The 24,735-nt window shown below is 71.8% G+C and carries 23 protein-coding genes; 10 read left to right on the plus strand and 13 right to left on the minus strand.

What is annotated here, in order from left to right:
• Nucleotides 1–64: 64 nt before the first annotated feature.
• Nucleotides 65–598: a GNAT family N-acetyltransferase gene (locus WMF44_RS31920; RefSeq protein ID WP_012238541.1), complete on the plus strand. Its 534-nt coding sequence runs from the start codon at nucleotides 65–67 to the stop codon at nucleotides 596–598.
• Nucleotides 599–640: 42 nt separating this feature from the next.
• Here WMF44_RS31920 and WMF44_RS31925 read toward each other — a convergent pair whose 3' ends face one another.
• Both WMF44_RS31925 and WMF44_RS31930 read right to left on the minus strand, forming a co-directional pair.
• Nucleotides 641–1,168: a TrmH family RNA methyltransferase gene (locus WMF44_RS31925; RefSeq protein WP_437293825.1), complete on the minus strand. Its 528-nt coding sequence runs from the start codon at nucleotides 1,166–1,168 to the stop codon at nucleotides 641–643.
• A gap of 15 nt (nucleotides 1,169–1,183) precedes the next feature.
• Complete coding sequence (locus tag WMF44_RS31930; protein WP_437293826.1) at nucleotides 1,184–2,023, minus strand: PDZ domain-containing protein; 840 nt, start codon at nucleotides 2,021–2,023, stop codon at nucleotides 1,184–1,186.
• Nucleotides 2,024–2,087: 64 nt separating this feature from the next.
• Between WMF44_RS31930 and asnS the strand changes: the two genes are divergently transcribed.
• The 4 genes from asnS (at nucleotide 2,088) to WMF44_RS31950 (ending at nucleotide 6,427) form a co-directional block, all read left to right on the plus strand.
• Nucleotides 2,088–3,428, plus strand: coding sequence for an asparagine--tRNA ligase (gene asnS, locus WMF44_RS31935; RefSeq protein ID WP_437293827.1), 1,341 nt, complete (start codon nucleotides 2,088–2,090; stop codon nucleotides 3,426–3,428).
• 578 nt (nucleotides 3,429–4,006) lie between these two features.
• Nucleotides 4,007–4,744, plus strand: a complete 738-nt coding sequence (locus tag WMF44_RS31940) for a class II glutamine amidotransferase (protein ID WP_231864318.1) — start codon at nucleotides 4,007–4,009, stop codon at nucleotides 4,742–4,744.
• A 100-nt stretch (nucleotides 4,745–4,844) separates the two neighbouring features.
• Nucleotides 4,845–5,471, plus strand: a complete 627-nt coding sequence (locus WMF44_RS31945) for a hypothetical protein (RefSeq protein WP_437293828.1) — start codon at nucleotides 4,845–4,847, stop codon at nucleotides 5,469–5,471.
• A 41-nt stretch (nucleotides 5,472–5,512) separates the two neighbouring features.
• Nucleotides 5,513–6,427 carry a patatin-like phospholipase family protein gene (locus tag WMF44_RS31950; protein ID WP_437293829.1) on the plus strand — a complete coding sequence of 305 codons (915 nt, stop codon included), beginning with the start codon at nucleotides 5,513–5,515 and terminating at the stop codon, nucleotides 6,425–6,427.
• A gap of 5 nt (nucleotides 6,428–6,432) precedes the next feature.
• Here the strand turns inward: WMF44_RS31950 and WMF44_RS31955 are convergent, their stop codons facing one another.
• The 5 genes from WMF44_RS31955 to WMF44_RS31975 form a co-directional block, all read right to left on the minus strand.
• Nucleotides 6,433–6,918 carry a hypothetical protein gene (locus WMF44_RS31955; protein ID WP_437293830.1) on the minus strand — a complete coding sequence of 162 codons (486 nt, stop codon included), beginning with the start codon at nucleotides 6,916–6,918 and terminating at the stop codon, nucleotides 6,433–6,435.
• Between the two features lie 122 nt (nucleotides 6,919–7,040).
• Nucleotides 7,041–8,951, minus strand: a complete 1,911-nt coding sequence (locus WMF44_RS31960; protein ID WP_437293831.1) for a beta-ketoacyl synthase N-terminal-like domain-containing protein — start codon at nucleotides 8,949–8,951, stop codon at nucleotides 7,041–7,043.
• On the minus strand, nucleotides 8,948–9,871 hold the full coding sequence (locus WMF44_RS31965; RefSeq protein WP_437293832.1) for a hypothetical protein: 924 nt from the start codon (nucleotides 9,869–9,871) through the stop codon (nucleotides 8,948–8,950). The genes WMF44_RS31960 and WMF44_RS31965 overlap by 4 nt, the downstream gene beginning before the upstream one ends.
• Nucleotides 9,868–12,180, minus strand: coding sequence for a beta-ketoacyl synthase N-terminal-like domain-containing protein (locus WMF44_RS31970; RefSeq protein WP_437293833.1), 2,313 nt, complete (start codon nucleotides 12,178–12,180; stop codon nucleotides 9,868–9,870). The genes WMF44_RS31965 and WMF44_RS31970 overlap by 4 nt, the downstream gene beginning before the upstream one ends.
• Nucleotides 12,181–12,205: 25 nt before the next feature.
• Nucleotides 12,206–12,472 (minus strand): phosphopantetheine-binding protein, encoded by a 267-nt coding sequence (locus WMF44_RS31975; protein ID WP_044969499.1) that lies wholly within the window; start codon nucleotides 12,470–12,472, stop codon nucleotides 12,206–12,208.
• 84 nt (nucleotides 12,473–12,556) lie between these two features.
• Here WMF44_RS31975 and WMF44_RS31980 point away from each other — a divergent pair, with 84 nt between their 5' ends.
• The gene (locus WMF44_RS31980; RefSeq protein WP_437293834.1) at nucleotides 12,557–13,348 is read left to right on the plus strand and encodes an enoyl-CoA hydratase/isomerase family protein; all 792 of its coding nucleotides are present in this window, start codon (nucleotides 12,557–12,559) and stop codon (nucleotides 13,346–13,348) included.
• Between the two features lie 191 nt (nucleotides 13,349–13,539).
• Entirely contained in the window at nucleotides 13,540–14,388 is an 849-nt protein-coding gene (locus WMF44_RS31985) for an RNA polymerase sigma factor (protein WP_437293835.1), read from the plus strand.
• A 60-nt stretch (nucleotides 14,389–14,448) separates the two neighbouring features.
• Here the strand turns inward: WMF44_RS31985 and WMF44_RS31990 are convergent, their stop codons facing one another.
• Nucleotides 14,449–15,993, minus strand: coding sequence for a flavohemoglobin expression-modulating QEGLA motif protein (locus tag WMF44_RS31990; RefSeq protein WP_437293836.1), 1,545 nt, complete (start codon nucleotides 15,991–15,993; stop codon nucleotides 14,449–14,451).
• A 130-nt stretch (nucleotides 15,994–16,123) separates the two neighbouring features.
• Here WMF44_RS31990 and WMF44_RS31995 point away from each other — a divergent pair, with 130 nt between their 5' ends.
• Nucleotides 16,124–17,158 (plus strand): AAA family ATPase, encoded by a 1,035-nt coding sequence (locus tag WMF44_RS31995; RefSeq protein ID WP_437293837.1) that lies wholly within the window; start codon nucleotides 16,124–16,126, stop codon nucleotides 17,156–17,158.
• A gap of 24 nt (nucleotides 17,159–17,182) precedes the next feature.
• Here WMF44_RS31995 and sixA read toward each other — a convergent pair whose 3' ends face one another.
• Together sixA and WMF44_RS32005 are read right to left on the minus strand one after the other, a co-directional pair.
• Complete coding sequence (gene sixA / locus WMF44_RS32000) at nucleotides 17,183–17,710, minus strand: phosphohistidine phosphatase SixA (RefSeq protein WP_437293838.1); 528 nt, start codon at nucleotides 17,708–17,710, stop codon at nucleotides 17,183–17,185.
• Nucleotides 17,711–17,790: 80 nt separating this feature from the next.
• Nucleotides 17,791–19,740: a MopE-related protein gene (locus WMF44_RS32005; protein WP_437293839.1), complete on the minus strand. Its 1,950-nt coding sequence runs from the start codon at nucleotides 19,738–19,740 to the stop codon at nucleotides 17,791–17,793.
• A gap of 737 nt (nucleotides 19,741–20,477) precedes the next feature.
• Between WMF44_RS32005 and WMF44_RS32010 the strand changes: the two genes are divergently transcribed.
• Together WMF44_RS32010 and WMF44_RS32015 are read left to right on the plus strand one after the other, a co-directional pair.
• The gene (locus tag WMF44_RS32010; protein WP_437293840.1) at nucleotides 20,478–21,038 is read left to right on the plus strand and encodes an SMI1/KNR4 family protein; all 561 of its coding nucleotides are present in this window, start codon (nucleotides 20,478–20,480) and stop codon (nucleotides 21,036–21,038) included.
• A gap of 65 nt (nucleotides 21,039–21,103) precedes the next feature.
• The gene (locus tag WMF44_RS32015; RefSeq protein ID WP_437293841.1) at nucleotides 21,104–22,162 is read left to right on the plus strand and encodes an RluA family pseudouridine synthase; all 1,059 of its coding nucleotides are present in this window, start codon (nucleotides 21,104–21,106) and stop codon (nucleotides 22,160–22,162) included.
• Here WMF44_RS32015 and WMF44_RS32020 read toward each other — a convergent pair.
• The 3 genes from WMF44_RS32020 to WMF44_RS32030 form a co-directional block, all read right to left on the minus strand.
• Nucleotides 22,143–22,406, minus strand: a complete 264-nt coding sequence (locus WMF44_RS32020) for a hypothetical protein (RefSeq protein WP_012238561.1) — start codon at nucleotides 22,404–22,406, stop codon at nucleotides 22,143–22,145. The genes WMF44_RS32015 and WMF44_RS32020 overlap by 20 nt on opposite strands.
• 84 nt (nucleotides 22,407–22,490) lie before the next feature.
• Nucleotides 22,491–24,041 carry a hypothetical protein gene (locus WMF44_RS32025; protein WP_437293842.1) on the minus strand — a complete coding sequence of 517 codons (1,551 nt, stop codon included), beginning with the start codon at nucleotides 24,039–24,041 and terminating at the stop codon, nucleotides 22,491–22,493.
• Nucleotides 24,038–24,697 (minus strand): Maf family protein, encoded by a 660-nt coding sequence (locus WMF44_RS32030; RefSeq protein WP_437293843.1) that lies wholly within the window; start codon nucleotides 24,695–24,697, stop codon nucleotides 24,038–24,040. The genes WMF44_RS32025 and WMF44_RS32030 overlap by 4 nt, the downstream gene beginning before the upstream one ends.
• Between the last annotated feature and the right edge of the window lie 38 nt (nucleotides 24,698–24,735).

Raw genomic sequence — 24,735 nt, forward strand, 5'->3', positions numbered from 1 at the left:
GGCCCTTCGCCATTTCGACTTCCGGCGGGCCGCGGCGCATGATCTGATCCGGCGCAGGTTCGCGATGAGCACCCTGACTACCGAGCGCCTGGCGCTCACCCCGGTCTCGCTGCCCCTGCTCGAGGCGGTCATCCGCGGAGATCGCGCCGAGGCCGAGGCCCTGTCCGGCGCGCGCTTCCCTGGCGCCTGGCCCGGGCGCGCGCTCGTCGAGCGCGCCTTCAGCTCGCCGCTCGACCGGCTGCGCGACGATCCAGAGGCGTTCCTGTGGGGCACGCGGCTGATGGTGACGCGCGGGCAGGAGGAGCGCGTCGTCGTCGGCAGCGTGGTGCTGAACGGCCGGCCCGACGCGACCGGCACGGTGGAGATCGGCTACGGCGTCGAGGGCAAGTCCCAGGGCCAAGGCTACGCGACGGAGGGGTCGCGCGCCGTCCTGCACTGGACGCTGCAGCAGCCGGGCGTGAGGCGCGTCATCGCGACCACGCCGGCCTGGCACCGCGCGTCGCTCCGGGTGATCGAGAAGCTCGGGATGCGCCCTGCTGGAACGCTCGATCACGACCTCCTGGGCGAGCTCCTCGTCTTCGAGCGCTACCCCGAGTAGCGCCCCTCCGTCCCCGTGGACGGCGGCCCGCCTCGGCGCCGCTCACCCTCCTGCGCGGCTCACGCCGCCGCGCGGATCGCGCCGCCGAGCCCACTCGCACAGGGTCATGCCCGCCGCGATCGCCACCGGGTACGAGTGGTTGATCCCGTACATGGGGATCGCGATCACGTCCTCGCACGCGTCGAGCAGCGCCTGCGGCAGCCCGTCATCCTCGCTGCCGAAGAGGAACACGAGCCCGCGGGGGAACGGCGCCTCCCAGAAGGTGCGCCGCGCGTGATCGCGCTCCACGCCGATGAGCGGGCGGCCGCGCGCCGCTTCGAGGAAGCTCGCCTCGTCGGGGCACTCGACGATGGTCTCGTACTTCTGCATGCCCATCGAAGCGCGCTCGTAGTAGGGCTCGGTCCCGATCAGGAAGATCTCCCGCACAAGGAACGAGTGCGCGACGCGGATGATGGCGCCGATGTTGAAGGGGTTCTTCGCGCGGCAGACGGCGACGGAGAAGTCGTTCCGCAAGGGGGCGAGCTCTTCGCGGATCTCCCGGGTGGTGAGCCCGAAGGGCGGGATCTTCACGGCGCGCTGGCTCCCCTACTCGGCGGCGAAGCGATCGAACAGCGGATAGATGGGCCCCTCGTGGACCCTGATCCGCTCGGTCGTGCCCGTGGCGTGCTTGACCAGGAGCACGAGCCCGGCGCGCGGCACGGCGTCGAGCGCGCCCCGGATCGCCGCGACGGACATGCGCCGCACTGGCTGCCCGGCGATCTCCAGCACCTCGTCGTCCTTGCGGAGCCCGGCGCGCTCTGCAGGCCCGCCCTCCATCGTCCGCGAGATGAATGCCGAGCCGGAATGCAGCTGGTACCAGAGCCCGAGGCCGAACCTGGCGTGCGCCGGCTGGAACGCGAGCGTGAGCGAGCCGCCCGCGTCGAGCTGGATCTCGATCTCCCCTGCGGCTCGGTGTGTATCGCTCGGACGGCCGATGTCGCGCACCCCGATCGGCTTGTCGATGAGCGGATCCGCTTCCCAGACCTCCACCCGGAGCCGGTCCTCGGGCATGATCTCGAAGTTCCCGCTGGGTCCTTCGGGCCAGGTCGGCTCGAGCGTGTTCGCTTGCTCCGCCGTCCGAAAGATCTCCGCGCCGTTGACGAAGACGCGGACATAGGGGTCCGGGAGGTCACCGGCGCCGGAATCCCAGGCTCGGCCGTCCCGAGTGCGCTCCGGGATTCTCGCCCGGACGACCCGCAGCCATCGGACGTTCTCGGGCGGCGGAGGATGCAGCTCCTGGTCTGAAGGAGGCTCGTGCAGGCGGGCCGAGAGCTCGGGATAGAGCGCCGAGCAGCCGCCCGCGGCGAGCGGCGTGCCACCTCCGGCGAGCAGCAGGAGGAACGCGGGCAAGCAGAGCGAGAGCGCGCGATGCCGTTGGAGGACCAAGATGGCGCCATTTTTGGCCGGAGCCGGCGTCAGCCGCAACTAAACCGTGCTATTTCGGGCGCCCATGCAGGATCAGCCCGTCATTGCTACCAGCGACCTCAGCGCGCACGTCGGCAGCACTGTCGTGCTCCGCGGATGGCTCTACAACAAGCGATCGAGCGGCAAGCTCCACTTCCTCGAGCTGCGCGACGGCTTCGGCACCGTCCAGTGCGTGATGGCCAAGAGCGACGTCGGCGACGAGGTCTTCGCGGCCGCCGACAAGGTCACCCAGGAGAGCGTGATCGACGTCGTCGGCGAGGTGAAGGCGCACCCGAAGCGCGCCGGGGTCTACGAGATCGCCGCGTCCGGCTTCCGCGTGCTCGGCCCCACCGCCGGCGAGTACCCGATCTCCCCGAAGGAGCACGGGACCGACTTCCTCATGGATCACCGCCACCTCTGGCTGCGATCGAAGCGGCAGCACGCGATCTTGCGCGTTCGTCACACCATCATCCAGGCCATCCGCGACTTCTTCGACGGGCGCGGGTTCACGCTCGTCGATGCGCCGGTCTTCACGCCGAACGCGTGCGAGGGGACGAGCACGCTGTTCCAGACCGACTACCACGGCGAGAAGGCGTACCTCACCCAGTCGGGGCAGCTTTACATGGAGGCGGCGGCGGCAGCGTTCGGGAAGGCGTACTGCTTCGGGCCCACGTTCCGCGCGGAAAAGTCGAAGACCCGACGCCACCTGGCCGAGTTCTGGATGGTCGAGCCCGAGGTGGCGTTCATGGACCTCGCGGGCGACATGGACCTCGCGGAAGACTTCCTCTGCTTCATCGTCGAGCGGGTCCTCGAGCGGCGCCGCCCCGAGCTCGCGGTGCTCGAGCGCGACGTCGGGAAGCTCGAGGCCGTCAAGAAGCCGTTCCCGCGCATCCGCTACGACGAGGCCGTCGCCATCCTGAACGAGGCGCGCGCGGAGAAACGTAAAATGGCCGGAGAGGCCGAAATTCCGGATTTTCCCTGGGGAGAGGACCTCGGCGGCGAGGACGAGACGATCATCTCCAGCCGGTACGATCGCCCCGTCATGATTCACCGCTATCCGGCTCAGGTGAAAGCCTTCTACATGAAGCGCGATCCGACGGACGACCGGCTCGCGCTCTGCGTCGATGTCCTGGCGCCGGAAGGTTATGGAGAGGTGATCGGGGGCGGGCAGCGCGAGGATGATCTCGCCACCCTCGAGCGGGCAATCGAGGCGCATCGGCTGCCCCCCGAGGCGTTCGGCTGGTACCTGGATCTGCGCCGGTATGGCACCTTCCCGCATGCGGGCTTCGGGCTCGGCGTCGAGCGGAGCGTCGCCTGGATCTGCGGTCTGCCGCACGTGCGCGAGACGATCCCGTTCCCGCGCATGCTGAATCGGCTCTCGCCTTAGTGCCGCGCGTCAGAGATCCTGCCGGAAATTCTGGGCGCCGCTTCGCAGCGCCTCGTTCACGGCGCGATGCGCCACGGCGCCGACGCGGCGAGCCGACGCGTGGGGGGCGTGGAAGCGTGGAAGCGTGGGAGCAGACGAGGCTAGCCGCTCCTCGCGCGCACCCACGCGTCGGAATCGCGACGCTGTGCGAGGAGCGTGAGTAAGAGGTAACGCGATCGGCAAGCCCACGCCCACGCGACGCGCGACAACGGCGGGCAGTGTGGTCAGGCCGTGCCCGCGCCCCGCCTCGCCGCTGGGGATCCGTTTTTGCTCCGCTTGCAGGGCGACTCTGTCGTATCAAGAAAGCATAGGGCGCAACCCGCGACCCACGCTCACTCGGCCGACCGACGGAGCCACCCCTGCTTGCAGATGAGGGAGCGCTCTACCGGCGAGCCGGACCCTGCCCCCGCCTCCCCGACCCAACTCGCGAGGACAAAGCTATGGCTCGTCTCGTCGGCTTTATCGGTAACCGTCCGGATCTCGGCGCGCGTGCGATCGAGCTCGAAGAACGTGCCCTCACGGTTCGCCGAAGGGAGGGCGTGATCCCTGGCTGGGGGGTCGGCTTCTACCAGGGAGGAGAGATTCTCCTCAAGCGCCGGCCGATCGATGATCGACCGGAGATCAGCCTGGCCGACATGACCAAGGACGTGCGCGCCGACATCCTCGTGGCGCATGTCCGGGCTGCGACCGTCGGCAGCCTGCGCACCGAGAACACGCACCCGTTCCGCTATCGGCAGTGGCTGTTCGCCCACACGGGCACGGTCGAAGGGTTCGCCCGCCTGCGGAACCAGCTGAGCGACTCGCTGCCGCAGTTTCTCCAGCGCGACGTTCGCGGCGAAACGGACAGCGAGCTCCTCTTCCACCTGTTCCTGTCCTTCCTCCACGACAGCGGCCAGCTCGATCGACCCAACGTGGACGCGGCGAGCGCGCGGACGGCCCTCCGGTCCTCCATCGCGCTCGTGGACCGGCTCTGCGCGGAGGAAGGGGCGGGGCCGAGCGCGATGAACATCGTGGTCACGAACCCCGAGTACCTGCTCGCCGCCCACGGCGGCACGTCGATGGCGTACCGCATCTACCAGGGCAGCGACGACATGGAGCGGCTGCTCAGCGACGGCGGGCTCGGCCGGATGCGCATGCCCGACTATGCCGCGAGCCGGTTGACGCTCGTCGCGTCGGACTTCGATGACGACCAGGCTCCCGCGGGGTGGACCCACGTTGGCGAGCGTGCGATCGTGACGTTCACCCGCGCCGATGCTCCCGCGATCGAGCCGATCTGAACGCCCGGAGGGCCCGCAGGAGGCCAGGGCCCATGCGCCGCCGGCCGGCGCTCCGGACGCCTCTCGGCCGTCGCGAGCGTGTCCATCGCTGCTCGTCGCCGTGATCGCGGGCGGGTCGCTCCTGGGGTGCGGCCGCGGAGGACCGGCCTCCTTTCCCACCGCCGCCGAGCTCTCTGACGAGCGCCGCCGCCCCGACGGCGTGGCGCTCGATCCGGCGAGCGCCCCGCCGCCACCGACGAACCAGGCAGACGTCGAGGACAGCGTCGTGACCCTCCGGACGCCTCTCGGCATCGGCGCCGCGCTGGACGTCGTGGACGAGTTCTTCCGGCGGGTGGTCGCCGAGGACAGCGAAGCCTTGAGCGAGCTGCTGACGCGCGATGCCCTCGCGATCCACACCGGCTCGGGCGGATCGGGGCAGCCGCCGAGCGCCGGGCTCTGGTGGGAGCAGCGGTTCCGGCGACTCGAGTACGGAAAGCTCGCCGGAGAGCCGGTCTATCGGGAGTCGGAGCTCCAGATCTTCCGCGCGGAGGACGTGCTCGCGACGCCGCAACACCCCGCGATCCAGCCCGAGACGCTCGACGACCAGGACGTCGTGATCCGCGTGCCGATCGCGACCGCGCGGGTCGCCACGGATCGCCTGCTCGGCGACGAGATCGTCGTCTGGCTGCGCCGCGACGGTCCGCGATTCAGGATCTATCGGCTGCTCGAGAACTTCCAATTACAGTAGGCTTTGCGCTTGTGCCATATCTCCGACAAGATCGGGGCTCGATGAGCCGCCTCAAGATCGCGTTCGTGGGCTCCGGGGGAGCGGCGCGAGGCCTTGCGCACCTCGGCGTGCTGAAGGCTTGCGAGGAGCTGGGCATCCATCCAGAGATCTACGTGGGCGCGGGAGCGGGCGCGCTGGTCAGCGCGACGTACGGGCAAGACATCCCGCTCGACGTGCTGCTCGACGCCTACCGCCTCCCCTGGCGACGACGTCATCGCGGGCCTCGCCTCCACGTGTCGAGCTTCTTCGGCGCTCCCGCCCTGCGCGATCTGCTCGACCCGGGATACCTCTGCTCGGGGGTGTTCTCGATCGACAGGCTCGAGCGCTACGTGCGCCGGACGCTGCCGATCAACGACTTCCGGCAGCTGCCGCACGCCGTCTACGTGACGGCGGTGGACGTGGACAGCGCCAAGCGCGTCGTGTTCGGCCCGGGCTACGACGAGGCCACGCCGATCAGCCAGGCGGTGGCCGCCAGCTGCTGCGTGCCCGGCCTGTTCCGGCCCTACCGCATCAACGGCCGCTATCACTTGAGCGGCGAGGTGATCCGGACGCTCTCCGCCGACGTGGCCGTGAATGCCGGCGCGAACATCGTGATCATCTCCAACATCTACCGTCCCGAGGAGCGCGACGAGTCGCAGCGCTCGATCGCGAGGAGCGGCGCGCCCAGCGTCGTCCGGCAGTCGCTCAGCATCCTTCTGGCCGAGAAGGAGCGCCGCGGCGTCGAGCTCCTCTCCAAGCTCTACCCGAGCGTCACCTTCCTGGACGTGGCGCCCGCGATCGGCCGGTACAGCTACATGAACCGGTTCGCCGCCAAGCCGCTCGTCCTGCGCGGCTACCGCACTGCGCTCCGCATACTCGCCGCCGCGAAGGAGAAGGGCGTGTTCGACGCCCCCTCCTCGAAGAGCGCTCTAAACTAGAGCGGCTACATCCCCGCGACGATGCGGAACCCGTCCTGGTACTCCACGAGCTCCAGCCGGTTGTCGTCGACCTTGCGGCGCCACTCTTCGCCCTTGCCCCCCGGGATGCGGTAGCTCGCGCTGAAGGTGTAGTCGACGTAGATGACGTCATCACCCTTCAGGACGCGCCGGTAGCGGATCTCGTAGCGGATGGCGCGAGCGTCCTGGAACTTGCCGGTGAGGTACGCGCGCAGGCCAGCGTAATCGAGGTCGTCCGCCGCATCGATGTTGCCGCCGTCCTCGTAGTACTTGGGCGACGCGAGCTTGAGCAGCTCGCCCACGTCCTTGCTCTCCACCGCGTTGCGATACTTCTCGCAGAACGAGATGATCTTGCGGTTGTCGTCGTTGTCCTCCACGTCCGTGTTCGGGATGTAGTGGGTCGCGCACCCGGCGAGGACGGCCGAAGCAACGACGAGGAGCGAAGCGACAGCTTTTGTTTGGCGGCAGAACATACGCAGGCAGGACAACGCTCGGGGGAAGCAGCTGATTCCAGCTGGGAACCTTGCCAGATCGAGGCGCGGATCGGCAAGCGAAGCGATCACGATCACCAAGGATGACGGGGACGGGCGCGCCGCTACGCGTGCTCCTCGAGCCAGCGGAGGAGGGCGAGATGGCCGACCGGCCCCTCGTGGTCGACAGGGAGGTCCGGATCGACCTTGCGCAGGCGCTCTTCGTCGCCGGGATCCGCCTGCAGGAGGAGCGCGACGGCGCCGCTGGCGAGCGCGCGGTGCTGGGCGCCGGTGAGGCCGAGCAGCTCGCGCGCGACCGGCCCAGCGTCGTCGGCCGCGAGGACGACCATGCGGTCGGCGTCCGAGGACGCGACCAGATCGGCCGCGGCGCGGAGCGCCTCGAGCGCGCCGCCGAGCCCGGCGCCGACCGCGAAGCTCGGCCCGGTGAGCTGGTACGCGATGGCGCACTCGCCCGCGATCGCGTTCGGCGACGTCGCAGGGAAGAGGCGCGGCTCGACGAAGCGGGCTCCGCGGGCGCGCCGGCGGGCGTCGTACACCTCGTTGGTGTCGATCGTGGCGAGCGCGTGGCCCGCGACGATGCCGGCCCCCCGCAAGCGATCGGCGCCGACGAGGGCGGCGAGGGCTGCCACCGCGGTCAGCCCGAGCCGGCAGAGCGCGTCGAGGCGCGCGAGGCGGTCGCGCGCGATGCCGGTCGCCTCGGCGAGGCGCCCGAGATCGGAGCCCGTCACGTGCGCGTGCGCGCGGAGGACCACGGCGCGCGGGCGCCGCGGGCGGCGCCCGCTGGCGGAGGACGTGAGCAAGAGGGCGGCGTTGGCGCCGCCGAACGCCGCCGAGAGCTTGAGCGCCGAAGAGAGCGGGCGGGGCTCGGCGCGCTCGAGCAGGTGAGCCGGCGCGTCGGGGTCGAGCTCGCCTTCGGAGGCCGCCGGTGGAGCGATGGACGCCTGGAGGGCGGCCGCTGCGGCGAGCGCCTCGAGCACGCCGGCGGCCCCGAGCGTGTGCCCTATCTGAGCCTTGAACGGGTGGACCACCGGAGGAGGCGCATCCACGCCCGGCAGCGCGTCCGAGCCCTCCGCGGCGCCGCGCGGCGAGAGCATCGCGGCGATCGCGCGCGACTCCATCGCGTCGTTGTAAGGCGTCGCCGTGGCGTGGGCGCTGATCAGACCGACGCGCGAGGCAGGCCACCCGGCGTCGGCGAGCGCCGCGGCGCCGGCGCGCGCGAGCCCCGAGCCGGTTCGATCCGGGGCGGTGATGTGCACCGCGTCCGTGGAGGCGCCGAAGCCGGCGACGCGGACGATCACCGGGGCGCCGCGGAGACGATCCTCGCGGACGAGGGCGACGACGGCGGCGCCCTCGCCGAGCGCCATGCCGTCACGGCCGACCCGAAACGGGCGCGACCTCGACGCCGTTGTCGCGCGGAGCGCCTCGAAGCCGGCGGCGACGAAGATGCTGAGGGCGTCGTAGCCGCCGGCGAGCACGAGATCGCAGGCGCCGCGATCGAGCCAGCGGAGACCGAGGCCGATCGCCAGGGTGCTCGCCGCGCACGCCGCGAGCAGGTGCGTGCGCAGCGGCGTCCGCTCGAGCCCGAACGCCGCGAGCGCGTCGTTGAACGGCGCGAAATACGTCGCGCGCGAGGCCAGCGCGGCGAGCGATCCGGCGTCGGCCCCCTCGGCGCGGGCGGCGAAGAACCGCTCCGCGGTGAGCATGCCGCCGCTGGAGGTGCCGAGGGCGATGCCGATGCGCTCGCCACGAAAGCCAGGACGCACGCCCTCCAGCGCCGCGAGGGTCTGTGAGAGCGCCGCCTTCAGCAGGTCCGTGGCGCGATCGGCGCCTGGATCGACGCCGAGCTCCGCCGGGGCGCGCGCGGCGAAGGGCCGCAGCAGGCCGGCGCGAGCCAGCTCCGCGTCGCGCGCGATAGCGACAGGCGCAGGCTCGCCAGCCCGAGGGACGCGGTAGGCGAGCTGGCCGAGGCCGAGCGCCGAGACAGCGCCCGAGGCGATGACGCAGGCGTCGCTCATGAGCCGCCCCCCGGCCGGAGCGCGTCGGGATCGACGAACGCGCGCGGATCCGGCGCGCGATCCCGCTCCTCGGCCTCGCAGATCACCGTGATGAGCAGCCCGGTCGAGGCCTGCGCGTAACGGACGTTGCCGCAGCCCATGCCCTCGGCGATCACGACCTCCTCGTCGAGCCGGCGCCGGCGGGCGCCCTCCCCCGTCGACCACGTGGTGCGGCGCGCGCCGATCACGCCGCGGTCGTTGACCCGCAGATCGATCACGGCGTCGCCGTCGCGCAGGACGAAGGACTCCGTGCTCTCGGCGCGCGAGTACCAGAGCAGCGTCCCCGCCGCCGGGTGGAGCATCCACCAGCGCAGGAAATCTACCGGCAGACCGCGGAGCGCGGTCCGCGGCGTCGATGCGTCGCCGCGCCTCAGCAGATCGAGCGCGGGGACGGCGAAACGGAAGCGATCGCCGCGGGCCCACAGGTCGAGCGCGGTGGTGCCGCCCGGGCCGAGGAGGATCATCCGCAGCGCGCCCTCGGGCTCGAGGAGGTCGCTCTCCGCCGCGCGTGCGCGCCCTTCGATCGCCGGCGGGGCGACCGCGATCGCGCCGCGCGCCTCGAGCACGTGGCCCGTGCGCGGCTCCCGCAATGCCAGGCGGACGCGGAGCGTGCGCGGGCCAGCCCCCTCGACCTCGCGGCGGAGACCTGCGAGGCGCTCGCGCCCCTCTCGCCACGCGGAGGGGTCGAGCCGCGCAGCGGACGTGCCCGCCGATGGGCCAGGCAGGAGGCGCGCTAGCTCGGCGTCGAGCGCGCCGCCGTGCCGGCGATCGAAGGGCGCGCTCGCGGCGCAGGCAGGGAGGCTCGCGAGCAAGAGCAGGAGGCCCCCGGCGCTGACGAGGTGCCGCGAACGACGGCGGGGAGCGGGCGGCGACGTCGTCACGCGTCGCCGGGAGCGACCAGCAGGATGGCGTATCCCCGGTCGGGTGCGCCGCCCACGACGAGCACGCTCGCGAGGTCGCGGCTGGCGAGCGCCGCGACCGCCGCAGCAGCGGCGAACCCGCCGGCGCCCTCGTGATCACCCGAGCGCGACGCGAGCGTGGAGCGCCGCACCTCGGCCCACGGTGAGCCCTGCAGGCAGGCGACGAGGCGCTCCTCCTCTCGTCCGACGAACACGGCGGCTGGCGACGGGACGGTGGCCTGCGCTCGCAGGGCGACGTCTACCGAAGCGCCGAGGCGCGCCGGCGCTGGCGCTCCCGCGAGCATCCCCACGCCGTCACCCCGCCAGGAGTTCCACCAGGACACGACCGCCACCGGGCGCGCCCCTCGCTCACGCACACGCGCGGCGCTCTCGAAGAGCAGCACGGCAGCGCCCTCGCTGCGGACACCGCTGCTGACGACCTGCGAGCAGATCGGACCGAGGCACCGCTCGATCATCGGGCTCGTCTCCTCGACGCTGCCCGCGGCGAGCGCCTCCCCCTCCCCGGCCGTGATGAGCTCGATGGCCGTGACCATGGCCGCTTCCGCTGTCGCTCCGAGATCGGCCATCGCGAACACCGGGCCACGGAGGCCCAGGTAGATGGAGGCATGCCCGACCGGCGACGAGGGGACCAGGTTCGGAAAATCGGCGGGGCTCGCGTACTTCGCGCCCTTGTCGTAGATGCGCCGCATGTAGGCGGTCGAGGCGTCGACGCTGCCAAAGGACGCGCCGACGATGGCGCCAGGCAGGGTGCGGCTCGGCGCGACGTCGGCCGCCGGATCGCCCGCGCCGGCCTCGGCCTGGACCGCGCCGCCGAGCCCGGCCTCCGAGAGGGCCGTGAGGATCGCGGCCGTCGTCAGCCGGCCAGCGCGGTCGAGCCGCCTCGCCCGCGCGAGATCGAGGTGCGCGGCCGTGTTGAAGGGGATGGCCCCTTCCGCTGGCGGAGGGCCAGGCTCGAGATACGCGGCGCCGCCGCGGGACGCGAGGACGCCGAGCGGGCCGATCGTCGCGGCCGCCGTCACGACGACCGAGCGCCGCCGGGGCGCGATGCCGGCGTCGAGCGGCGGAGGAAAACGGCCTGGCTGCGCGAGCACGAGCACGCTGTCCGTGCCGCCGAAGCCGAAGGAGTTCGACATCGCCGACCGGATCGGCGCCTCGCGCGCCTCCTTCAGGTGCGCGAGCTGGCACTCCGGATCGACCTCTTCGAGGCCGCCGGTCGGGGGCATCACGCCGCGCGCGATGGCGAGGGCGGTGATCGCGGCCTCGACCGCGCCCGCTGCGCCGAGCGTGTGCCCGATCTGCCCCTTCGATGAAGAGACGGCGATGCGGTTCACCTCGGGGCCGAGGCAGGCGCGCAGGGCGGCGCTCTCCATGACGTCGTTCAGCGGCGTCGCGGTGCCGTGCGCGTTGACGTAATCGAGATCCGAGGGCGTGAGCGCCGCGCACCGGAGAGCGTCGCGCATGACGCGCGCGGCGGTGCGCCCCTCGCGCTCGGGGTTGGTGATGTGATGCGCCTCGGCGCCGGTCGCCCATCCGCGGAGCTCGACGATCGGCTCCGCCCCGCGCGCGCGCGCGGCGTCCTCGGACTCGAGGAGCAGGAACGCCGCCGCTTCGCCGAGGTTCAGACCGGCGCGCCGCCGATCGAACGGGCGGCACGGCTCCGGATCGACGGCCGCGAGCGCGCCGAAGCCGGTGTACGTCAGCCGGCACAGGCCGTCGGCGCCCCCCGCGAGCACGCGGGTGGAGAGGCCGGCGCGGAGCCAGGCCGCGCCCAGCAACACGGCGTTCGCGCCGCTCGAGCAGGCGCTGCAGACGCTCCTCACCCGACGGAACGGACCGACGGCGGCGCGGACGTGGTCGGCCGTCGAGGAGAGGGGATGCGAGAGCATCCGCTTCAGGGGGGCGATCGCGCTGGGGTCGTGCGACAGCCAGGCGAGCAAGTCCTCCGTCTCGAACATCCCGGCGGTCGTCCCGCCGACCACCAGGTCGACGGGAACGGCCCTCGGGTCGATGCCCGCGTGTCCGAGCGCCTCGCGGGCCGAGAGCACGGCCATCGCGTCGGTGCGAGACCACCCTTCCGCCTCGCCGGGCGGCGCGACCTCCTCGGGGGAGAGGTCGCGGACCTCCGCGGCGATGCGCCCGCGCGTCCCGGGGATCTCGAACAAGGAGAGCGGCGCGAAGGCCCGCTCTCCTGCGATGAGCCGGTCCATCGTCTCGCTCGCCCCGCGCCCCAGGGGCGAGACGACCCCGATGCCCGTCACCCAGATGCGCACGCCCGAACGGCTCTCTGCGGCGCGTTCACGCCGCCGCGGTCGACTTGACGATGTGGGCCACGAGCGCGTCCACCGATGCGAAGATCGGCCTCGCTTCGTCGCCCTCCGGGATGCGGACGCCGAAGCGCTCCTCCACGCTCATGGCGAGCTGGAGCGCGTCCAGCGAATCGAGGCCCAGCCCCGCGCCGAACAGCGGCGCGGCGTCGTCGATGTCGGCCGGCGTCTTCCCCTCGAGGTTCAGCTCCTCGACCATGAGTTCTTTTAACTTCTGCCGCACGTCCTGCGCGTTCATGAGCACGTCCCTGCGGGGTAGCACAATTCCGCGCCTTTCCACCAGGGGGCAGCGCTTTTTCTGACGGTTTGGTAAAGAGCGCCCATGGCCCTCGTCGACTACGCCACCTCTGCAGGCGTCGCGCTGCTCACGCTCAATGATCCGCCCGTCAACGGCTACACCCACGAGATGATGAAGGACCTCGACGCGGCCATCCTCGAGGCCCGCTTCGACAACGATGTCCATGTCATCGTCATCACCGGGCACGGCGAAAAGTTCTTCTGCGCAGGAGCGAACATCAACATGCTCCGCGAGTCGGACCCGACGTTCAAATACTACTTCTGTCTCCACGCGAACGAGACGTTGAGCCGCCTCGAGCACACGCCGAAGCTCTGCATCGCCGCGCTGAACGGCCACGCGGTCGGCGGTGGTCTCGAGATCGCGATGGCCTGTGACCTCCGCATCGCCCGCAAGGGCGCCGGCAAGGTCGGCCTCCCCGAGGTCGCGCTGGGCGTCCTGCCAGGCACCGGAGGCACCCAGCGCCTGGCCAGGCTCATCGGCAAATCCCGGGCGATCCAGCTGATGTGCGAGGGGCAGACGTTCGATTTCGAGACAGCGCTCGCGGTTGGCCTGATCAATGACGTCTGGGAGACGGCCTCCCACGACGAGTTCATGGACCGGGTCCTCGCGTACAGCCACACGTTCACGCTGCCGGACCGCGCGGCGCTGGCGGTCGGGCGCATCAAGCGCGCCGTTCAGACGGGCTTCGAGGTAGGGCTCGAACAGGGGCTCGCCCTCGAACGAGAGCTCCAGGCCGAGCTGTTCACGTCGGAGGACGCCCGCGAGGGGCTCGCCGCGTACATGGAGAAGCGGAAGCCGGTGTTCCAAGGCAAATGAGCGAATGAGCGAATGAGCGAATGAGCGCACGCCGCACGTCGAGCAATGCGCTGCCTCGCCGCTCTTCTCCGTGCGCAGCCGGACCCAGGTTGAGGCCGCCTCGAATGTAATAAAATTTACATTTTTGGCGGCGACGTCGTAGGGGTGGACGATTTTCAAATCAGAGAGGGCTGCTGCACGTAAGTTCAGGCATGCAACAGCTTGTTGAGCATGGGCCCCTTCTGGAGCGGCCCAGCTTCGAGACCGTGTACACTGTTGGGCTGTCATTTCTCCGACAAGCGCTCCGCTGGCTCGGGGTGGCAGAGCGCGACGTCGACGACGTCCTGCAAGACGTCATGATCGCCGCGTATCACGCGCTGGATCGCTTCGATCCGAGGCGCTGCTCAGACGAGGCGCGCACCAGACACCCCCCCTGCGGCCACGCCCCAGGCCTGGAACGCGGGGCGCCACAAACGGCGAGCCCGCTCGGCGAGCCCCTCAGGCGCTGGCTGTTCGGCATCGCCTGGCGACAGGTCGGCCACTACCGCGAGCGCGCCCACCGCCGCCGAGAGATCGCGGCCGGCGCCGGGGCGAGCTGGCCGTTCGAGCTCGCCGACCCCGGCTTGACCTCGGAACAGCTGCTCGCGCGCGAGCAAAGCGGCCAGCTCGTCGGCAGGCTGCTCGGTGGGATCGACACCGAGCGACGCGTGGTCTTGATCATGCACGATCTGCTCGATGTGGCGACCGCCGACATCGCGCGCGACCTGGACGTGAAGGAGAACACGGTGCGCAACCGCCTCCGGCTGGCCCGCGAAGACTTCCGCGTGGCGGTGAAGCGCATGAACGCCGAGGACCGACGCGCGCTCCATCATCCGTTGAGCCTCCAGGTCGCCGAGCGCTCCCGCGGGGCGGACGAAGAGTCGCTCATGAGCGCCGCCAGGCTCATCCCCGAGGTGCCGGACGCTACCCGGCGCAGGATCTGGCTCGCGGTCACGCGCGCGATCGCCGAGGCGCACGCGGGGGGCCCGGCCCCCACGGCTTGCGCCGCGCCAGCTCCGTAGGCGACCGCCGCGCGCACCGAAAGGAGGCCGGCGCGACCGAGGCCCCGGGGCCGGCCGCTCTCAGCGCTCCAGCATCCTGCCGTAGTGCTCGGCGAGCGCCGTCCCTCCCAGGCGGGAGAAGAAGGAAGAATAGCATATCCAGATCGCCAGCCCGTTCATGTCGTCGAAGATCGGCGGGAGATACGGGGGCGGGCGGATGATCCCGTCGGTCACGTGCGCATGGAGGACAGGAACGTCCTCGTGCGCGACCTTCCCCACGAACAAGAAGGGAATCAGCATCGCCCGATCGTGCTGAATGGCCGCGCGCATGAAGGCGTAGTTGAGGACGATCCCCTTGCAGTAGCAGGCGTCCTTCGTGAACGGCGCCCCTCCCGCAAGCACGCCGCCGCGGAAGACGCGCCTGGCATTCTGGAAGCACTCGTCTTCTTCGTAACCTTCGGTGCGGTACCACTCGAACACGTCGAGGAACGACGCCCCGTCCTCCGCCTTGTCCACCGCGAGGATGCGGTCGTTCAGCTTCTTCGCGCGACGCGGAGTGCTCCTGAAGGTGAGGATCTCCAACAGAACGGCGAGGCCTTCCTGAACCGCCGTGGTGCGCGGAGGCCCCTTCGCGAGCCAGCGCGCCACCGGCTGAGCTTGCCCGTTCAAGCTGGTCGCCACGTGCACCCACCCCTCGTGCGCCTCGAGGATGTCGACATCGCTCTTGGCGAACATCGCGCCGCTCCGGATCTTCACGTAGTCGCTGCCGGCGGCGGCGTCCGCGAGCAGCGAGTCGTCCACCTGCACGCGGATCGACGCGCCGCCGAAGAAGCGGTCGAAGCGGGCGTTCAGATCGAGCGCCGCCATCTCCGCCGTGATCTCCCGCTGCTGCGACGGGCCGAGGCGCTCACCGCCGATCGCCGTCAGGAGGTCGTAGAGCACGAACCCCATGTCCCGCACGCTCGTCTTTCCGTCTGGCAGCTTGTCCTTCGGGGATCCGTAGAGCTCGCGGGACAGCGCGTAGAACGCCTTCGTTCCCCGCCCGGTGAGCATGCTCACGACCTTCCGGTACTCGTCCGCCGTCGCGCGGAGGATCTGGCCGAGCCGATCGCGCTTGCCGAGCTCCCGCTCGGCGTCGCGCAGGATCTCCTCGAGCTCGCGCTGCTTGGCCTCCGGGTCGAACCCCAGGTCGTCCGAGTAGGCGACCTGCGGCAGCTCGCGCTGCTTCGAGCGGACAAATTGCTCTTCGACGTCCGCCTCCCAGCGGAGCGCCTGGAGGATGCGGATCGGCCGCTGCGCATCGAGCACGCGCTGGGCCAGCGTCGCGAGGATCTCCTTGTAGGAACGCCACGGCCCCGCGATCGGCGGGAGCGGCGCGTGCGGGATCGGCCCGTCGTGCAAGCTCAGGGACTCGAGCGGCGCCGACGGCGCTTCACCGCTCTCCGCGCCGCCTTCCCCAGGGCCGCCCTGGCCGCCGGTCGCGGCCGCTCCCGCGCCGTCCTCCGCCGCGCCAGCGCTGCCGCTGCGCGGCTCGCCCGCCGGCTCGCTCGCCTCGAGCTCGCGCTGCGCCTCCACGTCCGCCGCGTACGCCCCTCTCCTCTCCCGGGCCTCAGAGCTCTGCGCCATTGCGATCGATTGCTAACACCGGCTCACCTGTCCGAGCAAACCTCCACGGGCCAGGACCAGCGCCGCGCGGACAGCCGGCTTCGCCGGATCCTTGTCGGCATCGCGGCCTCGGGGTACGAGCCCTGCCCGTATGAGCGATCCCGAGCACAGGAATGACGCCGAGACGACCGCCGAGGAGGGATCGACCGCCCTCTCGGACGCCGCGCTCCTCGAGCGCACGGCGGAGGGGGCCAGGCGGCTCCGCTCGGCGATCGCGGCGGCGGTGGTAGGGCAGGACGATGTCGTCGAGGCCATGCTGATCACGCTCGCCGCGCGCGGGCATGCGCTGCTCGTCGGCGTCCCGGGGCTCGCCAAGACGCTGCTCGTGTCGTCGCTCGCGAGGGCGCTCGACCTCAGCTTCGGGCGCGTCCAGTTCACGCCTGACCTGCTGCCCGCGGACATCACGGGGACCGACGTGCTGCACGAGCAGCACGGGTCGCGGAGCCTGCGCTTCCAGCCCGGCCCCATCTTCCACAACCTCGTCCTCGCGGACGAGGTGAACCGGACGCCGCCGAAGACGCAGGCCGCCCTGCTCGAGGCGATGCAGGAGCGCAAGGTGACCGTCGGGACGACCACGCACGCCCTCCCCGACCCGTTCCAGGTGTTCGCGACGCGAAACCCGATCGAGCAGGAAGGGACCTACCCGCTGCCAGAGGCGCAGCTCGACCGCTTCTTGATGGAGATTCACGTCACCTACCCGAGCGAGGCCGAGGAGCGCGAGGTGGCGCGACGGACGACCTCGGGGAAGCCGCCGGCGATCGCGGCGGTGCTCAAGGCGAGAGAGGTGCTGGCGATCGGGCGCCTCGTCCCGAGGATCCCGGTGACCGACGAGGCCGTGGACCTCGCGGTGCGCCTCGCCAGGGCGACGCGGCCGGGGGCGGAGCGCGCAGCGCAGGAGGTCCGGGACTACGTGCGCTACGGCGCGGGGCCGCGCGGGAGCCAGGCGCTCGTGATCGCGGCCAAGGCGCGCGCCGCGCTCCGCGGCGAAGCAGCCGCGGACGTGGACGACGTGAGGGCGCTGCTGATCCCGGCGCTGCGGCACCGGATCGTGCTGTCGTACCGCGCCGAGGCGGACGGCGTCCGCGACGTCGACGTGCTGAGCGCCGTGGAGAGATCGGTGCGCTGAGCGGCGCCGCGGCGCGGACGCGCATCACCGGGCGCGAGGCGCCTGTTGCTGCGCTTCCTTCACCGGCGTGACCGCCTTCATGGCCTTCAGATCCAGCGCGAAGCGCAGCGTCCCCGGCCCGCGCCCGTCCCAGCTCACCGCGACGACGCCGCTCTTCTTCAGGCTCAGGCCCGCCCAGCCGCCGTCGCCGAGCAGCGACGTCACCAGCGCCGACAACGAAGGCTCGTGCCCCACCAGCGCCAGCGGCTGCGCCCCCTGGTGCTGCGAGAGCCGGCGGAGGATCTCGGCCGTGTCGCGCGAGGGAGAGAGCTCGGCGACCACCGACACCTCGTCGGTCAGCCCGGCGGCCTCGGCGATGATCTCCGCGGTCTGCACGGCGCGCACGAGGGGGCTCGTCCAGATCACCCCAGGGCAGCGGTCCTTCTGCTTCGCGAGCCATTTGGCGACGCGCCGGGTCAGCTTGCGCCCCTTGCCCGTCAGCCAGCGACCTGCGTCGCCGAGGTCCGGCGCGTCATCCACGGCATGGCCATGGCGGATGATCAGGATCTCCATGGCCTGACCTTAGCCCGGACGAGCGCCAGCCGGGGAGCGCCGCGCGCGCGAAAGAGGCGGCGGCGCCACCTCGACGCCCATCAGAACTCGCACTGATGGGTCGCATCGTTGCAGTGCGAGCCCGGCGCCACGAAGGGACAGATGCTCCCGCTGAAGTTCTCGCACGGGAAACCGCACGTGAACGAGGTGTGCGTGTAGCAGATCTGCCCCTCGTCGCAATCGGCATCGGAGGCGCATCGACAGGTGAAATCGTCAGGGAACCCGTTCCCGTTTTCATCGAGGCCGTTGCAGCACTCGGTCACGTAGACGTCGCTCGCGCTGCAGTCCTCGTCGGCGCAGTCCAGCGCGCCGTCGCAGTCGTTGTCGATCCCGTCGGTGCACGCGGCGGTCCCGAGCTCGGGGCCAGGCGCGCCGCCCTTCGCGCAGCCCCGGCACGAGCCGAAGGCGGCGCAGCCGGGATCGGCGCAGTCGACGTAGTGATCGCCGTCGTTGTCGAGGTCGTCGTCACAGATCTCGCGCGGGTTCGGGGTGATCTCGACGTTGAGCACGAAGGGGCCCTCGTTCGGTCCGCTCGCGGGATCGATCGTGAAGCCGTCGAGGAAGACGAAATAGGTGCCGGGGTACAGGATGCTGAAATCGAGCAGGGAGGCCCGCGACCCGCCGCTGTCGTCGTCGCAGCCGATCTCCCGGCCGGAGCTGCAGACGCCCGTGCGGACGTAGAGCGCCGTGTCGAAGGCCGACCCGCGCGAGTCGACGCGCACGCGCGACGGCGCGGTGAGCACGAAGAAGAAGACCGCCTCGCCGGCGTCGCCGCCGCACTCACCCCGGGTCTCGCTCACGTGCCCGGTGGTGTCCCCCGTGTAGGTGCCAGTCCCGGGGATGCGCTTCGGCGACAGGCAGTTGGCCTGCTCGAGAACGCACACGGGGCTGCTCGCGCAGTCCGGGTCCTGGCAGTCGACCAGGGCGTCGCCGTCGTCGTCGACGTGGTTGTTGCACCGCTCCGGCGTCGGCTCGCAGTTCGGCGCGAAGGCGCAGGCGCTGTCCGCGCAGTCGACGCGCTCGTCGCAGTTGTTGTCGACGCCGTCGTCGCAGATCTCCGGCACGCAGCGCGCGCAGGCCGGCGCGGAGACGCACTGCGGATCCGCGCAGTCGACGCGCCCGTCGCAGTCGTTGTCGGCGCCGTCCTCGCACCGCTCCGGCGAGCCGGGCGGCTCGCACGCGCAAGGGAAGACGCCGCGGCAGTCCGGATCGCCGCAGTCGACGAGGAGATCGCAGTCGTCATCCTCGCGGTTGTCGCAGCGCTCGCGCTGGGAGCTGCAGGCGCAGAGCGGCTCGGAGGCGCAGTCGGCGTCGTCGCAGTCGAAGGCGAGGTCGCAGTCGTCATCGGCGCCGTTGCCGCACTTGCCGGCCTCCGAGGTGGAGCAGCCGCAGGCCGGCGTCCCCGAGCAGTCCGCGTCGAAGCAGTCGACGATCGTGTCGCAGTCGTCGTCGACGCCGTTCTGACAGCGCTCGCCGCCAGGGCTCGGGGTACAGCCGCAGACCTCGCCTGATGCGCACGCGGGATCGAAGCAGTCGCTGACGCCGTTGCAGTCGTTGTCCGCGGCGTCCGTGCAGATCTCCGGCGCGCCCGGGAAGACGGACGGGTTGAGGTCGTTGCAGTCGCTCCCGCCGCAGAACGTCGGGCCGACGCCGTCCCGATCGTCGTCGCGGGGGCGGTGATCGCAGCGCCCGTCTGCGCAGTCGTCGCTCGTGCAGTCGTCGCCGTCGTCACAGTCCGTGGGGCCGCCACACGCGTCGAAGCCTCCGACGCCCTCGCCTCCGTTCGATGAGGTCGACATGCTGCCGCTCGTCGCGCCGCCAAAGCCGCCGCCTCCAGCGCTGGTGTTCGAGAGGTCGGGGAGGCTCGTACGGCCGCACGCTCCCGCCAGGACGCCGAGCGCCGCCCATGCGCCGAGCACGATGAGGTACCGTCGAACCCGGGAAGGCCGCGGAAGCGCCCCCTCGACCCACGCTGAAGAGCCCGGCTTCATCTCTCACCCCTCTCGCACCGGCCGCACGGTGCCCGCGCTTCGGTCCACTTTACAACCCCGAGTTTCCAGGAAAGCAAGTTCTGATCCGTTGGCGCTGGCCGCTCGGCGAGGCGTTGATCTGGAGCGCGCTTCCTCGCTCTGCGCGGTCGGCCCGAGCAGCTGCCAGGGCTGCTCACGAGCTGGCCTGCACGCCGAGCCGGCCAGCTCGCGCCACGGGATCAGTTGCGGGTCGGAGCATCCGCGTGTAACGAGGGCCGGTGGGCGCGCAGCTCCAGATCGAGTACGAGCGGCCGCCTCCTGGTCTTCAGCGCGGGCGTTACCCTGCGCCACAATGGGTCATCCTGGGGATCGGCGCCGCGGTGGTGCTCATCGCAGCCTCCGTCCTGATCTGGCGCGCGCGGCGCGCCTTCAGCGCACGCGGGAGAGGCGGACCGCGCTCCTCGAGACGAGGGTGACGGGAAACGGGAAACCAGGCGATCACTTCAGGGGGAGGAGGAATGATCGACCGCGGTGCGATCGCCGGTTGACATCGAGCGGACCGGACCGGTAGGCACCATAGAGGGATGCGCACCCGGTCGGCCGATGTAGAGAGCCGACCGAGCGCGCGATGAGCCTGCAACAGCCGGGGCCCAGAGACGAGGCCCCAATGAGGCCCTTTGGGTCCTGAAGAACACCGCGCAACCGCGGCCCGTGGATACATGGCACCGATCGAACGTGGCGTTGAGCTTGTGCATCGCGTGATCGCGCAACTGAAGAAGCGCCCTTCCAGCCATACCGCCGTGGGAGCGAGCCAGGCGGCTCTCGATGCGCTCGAGTCGAGGCTGATGGTCGAGCTGCCGCCCACGCTGCGGGCGTTCCTCGAGTTCGATTTCACGCTCGATAGCCTGGGCCCGCGGTTCAAGGGGCGGCATCGCTTCGGCCAGGACCCGTCGGCGCCTCGACCGAAGCTCACCTCGGTCCGCAAGCTGGCCGAGGCGAAGACCGACCTCGGCTGGACCGAATCGCGGCTCCGGGCCAAGGTCGTGAGGCTGCCCAACCTCCCCGGTCAGCCATGGAACGCGCTCTACCTCGGGGAGGCCAGGCGGGACGGCGAGCTCGTCATCCTCGGCCTCGACAACGAGGACACGAACGTCCGGGTTTTCCCGCGCTACACCGCGTTCGACCTGTACCTCGCCGAGCAGTGCGGCCTCATCAAGCTGCGCGAATCGCAGCGGCTCGAGGACCTCGAGTCGCACGTGGCGCTCAACCCCGAGCTCGGGTCCGCCGAAGAGGACGACGAGGGCGACACGGAGTATTGATCGCGCGGCCGCGACGCCCTCACCCTGGCGCCGCTCGGCCGTGAACGACGTCCGTGACGAACGCGATGGCTGCCGGTGCAGGGGCGCTCCACTTCCGTTTCCGGGTGGATGACGGCGATCCTCGTGACCGGCTCGACAAGCTCGTCGTCCACCTGCTCGACCGCGCCGGCCATGCGGCCTCCCGCGCGGCGGTGCAGCGGTGGATCTCCGCCGGTCGGGTCCTCGTCGACGGGGAGCCCGCGCGCGCGTCGGTGGCGGTGCGCGCAAGCGCGCTGGTCGAGGTCCGCCCCGAAGAGCCGTCGCCCTCGCCCACCGCGGCCGAGCCCGACGTGGCCATCGCGGTGGTGTACGAGGATGAGCACCTGCTCGTCATCGACAAACCTGCCGGGCTCGTCGTGCACCCGGCCCGCGGCCACGCGTCCGGCACGCTGGTCAACGGGCTGCTCGCCCTGCCCGGGTTCGCCCTGGCGCCCGCCGATCCGCGCGATCCCATGGGCCATGTCCGCCCGGGGATCGTGCACAGGCTCGACCGAGGGACGAGCGGCCTGCTCGTGGTCGCGAAGGACGAGCCCACCCGCGAGGCGCTGAAAGATCGGTTCGCCAGGCACGCGATCGAGCGCGAGTACGCCGCGATCGTCGCCGGCGAGGCGCGAGACGCCACGTACGACACGCTCCACGGCCGGCACCCGACCGACAGGCTCCGGTTCACGTCGTGGATCCGCGGCGGCGCGGGCGCCCCCGGCTCCGGAGCCGGCGCGCCCGGCTCACACGTCGCCGCGCCGCGCCGCGCCGTGACGCACGTCCGCGTGCTCGAGAGGCTCGGCGACGCCGCGACCGTCGTCGCGTGCTCGCTCGAGACGGGCCGCACCCACCAGATCCGGGTGCACCTCGCCGAGCGCGGCAGGACACCCGTCCTCGGAGACCCCCTCTACGGCAAGCCGCCGAAGAAGCCGGCGGTACGGGCGATCGCGGAGGAGCTGGGCCGGCAAGCCCTCCACGCGCGCGTGCTCGGGTTCATCCACCCCGTCACGCAGAAGCCCGTCCGCTGGGAGAGCGCGCTGCCAGCGGACATGCGCAAGGCGCTCGACCAGCTGCGGGCGCTCGCTACCAGATCTTCGATTTGATGTGGCCCTTGGACTTGATGAGGATGTCGACGAGGGCGCGGTCGTAGAAGTTCTTCTGGTAGAGGTCCGGCGAGACGCGGCTCTTGTAGAGGGCGCGCCCTTCCTCGATCTCTTCGGACAGGACCGTGAAGAGGTCATCCTGCTGGATGCCCTGCACGATCTTCTCCTCGTTGTAGAGCGAGAGATCGCTCGCGATGGCGCGCGCGAGGCGGCGCGCCGCCTCTTCCGTTTCAATCAAGGGCATCCGTCTCTCCTCCAGGTTCGCCAGCCGGGGGCACGCGCTCCCGAGCCGACGGGGGCCTAGGATGCAGCAGCCCAGGCGGCGCTGTCAAAGTAGCTCGTCGTCCGACGACCCGCCCCCCCACCCGCGCGGCGGCGCGAGGGGCGCGGCGCGCATGTGGGTGGTCGCGCCGGGCGCGCCGGCGGCAGGCCGCTCCGCTTCCTCCGCTTCCTGCCGCGCCGCGGCGAGGGCGGCGAGCCCCGAGAGGAGCGGGAACGCGACCAGCGCGTAGCGCCCGGCACCGAAGAACACGGCGTGCGTCGCCGCGGTCGCAGCGAGGACGGCGAGCGCGGCGCCCACGAGCACCGGCGCCCGGAGGAGCGCGCGGCCCTTGAGCAGCGCGAGGCCGAGGAGCGCGAGGTAGCCCACCCATGCATGGACGTGCAGCGCGGCGACGACCCCCAGCGCGAACAGCGCGAGCCGAGCGACGTCGAGCGCGCGGTGCGCGAGCGAGGGGCGGCGAGCTGCGCCGGGCGCCTGCGCGGGCCTGCGCGCCGCCCACACGAGCGCGGCGAGGAGGACGACGCGCTCGAAGACGGTCTCGACGGCGCCGAGCGCGACCTTGTCGGCCTCGCTGAACGCCGACGGGTTCGAGGCGTGGAGGTACCACCCGGCCGCGCCGCAGTAGTCGAACGTCGCCGCGAGCTTCCTGGGCACGAGCCCGAGCCATTCGCCCGGGTGCTCCGCGATGTACCGGCGCGCCTCGCGGCCGAAGCAGGCGTCCTTGCCGGCTTCGTCGAAGACCTCGCGGCACGCCTCGGGGACCTGGACCGGCGCCCACGCGCCGGTGGACGCCGGGTCCGCTCCGATGAGGAGATTCCATCCGCCGTTCACGCTCACCAGGGCGCACTGGTTCATCCGCAGGCAGTTGCGCGCGGTCCAGGGCGCGCACACGAGGAGCGCCACGATGACGGCGAGCAGGACGGGCGCCGCGCGCGCGGCGAACGAGGGGAGGAGCCGGGGACCGCCAGCAGGCGGAGAGCCCGAGAGGGCGAGGCCGGCGAACAGGGGCGCGAGCAGGAGCGCCTGCGGGCGGACGAGGGTGGCGGCGCCGATGAGCAGCCCGATGACGGCGAACGGGGCCAGCGCGGGGCGGCGCTCGCGCGCCCTCGCGGACGCCCACGCCGCGCAGGCGACGAGCGAACCGGTGACGCCCTCGGTCATGAGCGCCGGGGTATACGCCACGAGCCCGGGGTGGAGGGCGACGAGCCCGCCGGAGAGCGCCGGCACGGCGCGCGACCGCGGCGCGGCGCGGGCCGCCAGGCGATGGACGGCGAGCGCCGCGAGCGCGCCGAGCACGGCGTTCAGCAGCATCGCGACCGCGGGGTGCGCGCCGAGCAGCGCGTACAGCGCGCCGACCGCGCCCGGATAGCCCACCGGGTAGTGCGCGGCGTACGTGACGACGCCGTCCGGCCATAGCCACGTGTAGCCGAGCCCCGCCGCGATCCGCTCGGCGATGCGCTGGTAGTACGCCCCGTCGGCGGTGGGCGGGAAGCGCCCGGCCGCCCAGGCGACCATGGCGAGCCGCGCGGCGAGGGCGAGCGCGAAGATCGCGCCCGCATCGCGCCGGCGCGCGGCGACCGAGGCGCCGTCGCTCATGACGAGCGCGCGAGCGACAGCGGGAAGCGCGCAAGCAAGCCGGTGGCCCGCAGCGCAGCGACGACCTCGCACGCGGGCAGACCGACGACGTTCGAATAGGAGCCGTCGATGCGCGCGACGGCGAAGGCGCCGATCCCCTGAATCGCGTAGGCGCCGGCCTTGTCGAGCCCCTCGCCGGTCGCCGCGTACGACGCCACCTCGCCGTCGTCGAGCTCGCGGAAGCGCACCCGCGTCACGACCGTCTCGGCGTGGAGCGCCTCGGCGAGGGCCGGGGCGGATGCCGTCGTGACGTCGGCCCGATCGCCGCCGGCGATCGCGAACCTCGTCCAGACCTGGTGCTCGCGGCCCGAGAGGGCGCGGAGCATGGCGCGCGCGTCGACCTCGTCCCGCGGCTTGCCGAGGATGGAATCGCCGAGGATGACCGACGTGTCGGCCACGAGGATCGCGCCCGCCCCGGCCGCCTGGCGCAGGCGCCGCGCGGCCGCGAGCTTCGCCAGGGTGACGCGCTCCAGGTAGGCAGCGGCGTCCTCGTCGGCGCGCCCCGCCTCGTCGACCTCGGCTGCCGCGACGCGGAGAGGCAGGCCGAGCGTGGTCAGGATCTCTCGCCGGCGCGGCGAGCCGGAGCCGAGCAGGAGCGGGTGGGAGTCGTCGATCATGGTCGTGCGGACGCCGGCGGCGCCGGCCCCGGCCGGGC

The organism is Sorangium sp. So ce426 (assembly GCF_051475585.1).
GTDB lineage: Bacteria > Myxococcota_A > Polyangia > Polyangiales > Polyangiaceae > Sorangium > Sorangium cellulosum_B.

Coding starts and splice junctions, on each gene's coding strand:
- WMF44_RS31920 (WP_012238541.1), top strand. CDS start 65: ATGAGCACCCTGACTACCGAGCGCCTGGCGCTCACCCCGGTCTCGCTG.
- asnS (WP_437293827.1), top strand. CDS start 2,088: ATGCAGGATCAGCCCGTCATTGCTACCAGCGACCTCAGCGCGCACGTC.
- WMF44_RS31950 (WP_437293829.1), top strand. CDS start 5,513: ATGAGCCGCCTCAAGATCGCGTTCGTGGGCTCCGGGGGAGCGGCGCGA.
- WMF44_RS31955 (WP_437293830.1), bottom strand. CDS start 6,918: ATGTTCTGCCGCCAAACAAAAGCTGTCGCTTCGCTCCTCGTCGTTGCT.
- WMF44_RS31960 (WP_437293831.1), bottom strand. CDS start 8,951: ATGAGCGACGCCTGCGTCATCGCCTCGGGCGCTGTCTCGGCGCTCGGC.
- WMF44_RS31975 (WP_044969499.1), bottom strand. CDS start 12,472: ATGAACGCGCAGGACGTGCGGCAGAAGTTAAAAGAACTCATGGTCGAG.
- WMF44_RS31980 (WP_437293834.1), top strand. CDS start 12,557: ATGGCCCTCGTCGACTACGCCACCTCTGCAGGCGTCGCGCTGCTCACG.
- WMF44_RS31985 (WP_437293835.1), top strand. CDS start 13,540: ATGCAACAGCTTGTTGAGCATGGGCCCCTTCTGGAGCGGCCCAGCTTC.
- WMF44_RS31990 (WP_437293836.1), bottom strand. CDS start 15,993: ATGGCGCAGAGCTCTGAGGCCCGGGAGAGGAGAGGGGCGTACGCGGCG.
- WMF44_RS31995 (WP_437293837.1), top strand. CDS start 16,124: ATGAGCGATCCCGAGCACAGGAATGACGCCGAGACGACCGCCGAGGAG.
- sixA (WP_437293838.1), bottom strand. CDS start 17,710: ATGGAGATCCTGATCATCCGCCATGGCCATGCCGTGGATGACGCGCCG.
- WMF44_RS32005 (WP_437293839.1), bottom strand. CDS start 19,740: ATGAAGCCGGGCTCTTCAGCGTGGGTCGAGGGGGCGCTTCCGCGGCCT.
- WMF44_RS32015 (WP_437293841.1), top strand. CDS start 21,104: ATGGCTGCCGGTGCAGGGGCGCTCCACTTCCGTTTCCGGGTGGATGAC.
- WMF44_RS32020 (WP_012238561.1), bottom strand. CDS start 22,406: ATGCCCTTGATTGAAACGGAAGAGGCGGCGCGCCGCCTCGCGCGCGCC.
- WMF44_RS32025 (WP_437293842.1), bottom strand. CDS start 24,041: ATGAGCGACGGCGCCTCGGTCGCCGCGCGCCGGCGCGATGCGGGCGCG.
- WMF44_RS32030 (WP_437293843.1), bottom strand. CDS start 24,697: ATGATCGACGACTCCCACCCGCTCCTGCTCGGCTCCGGCTCGCCGCGC.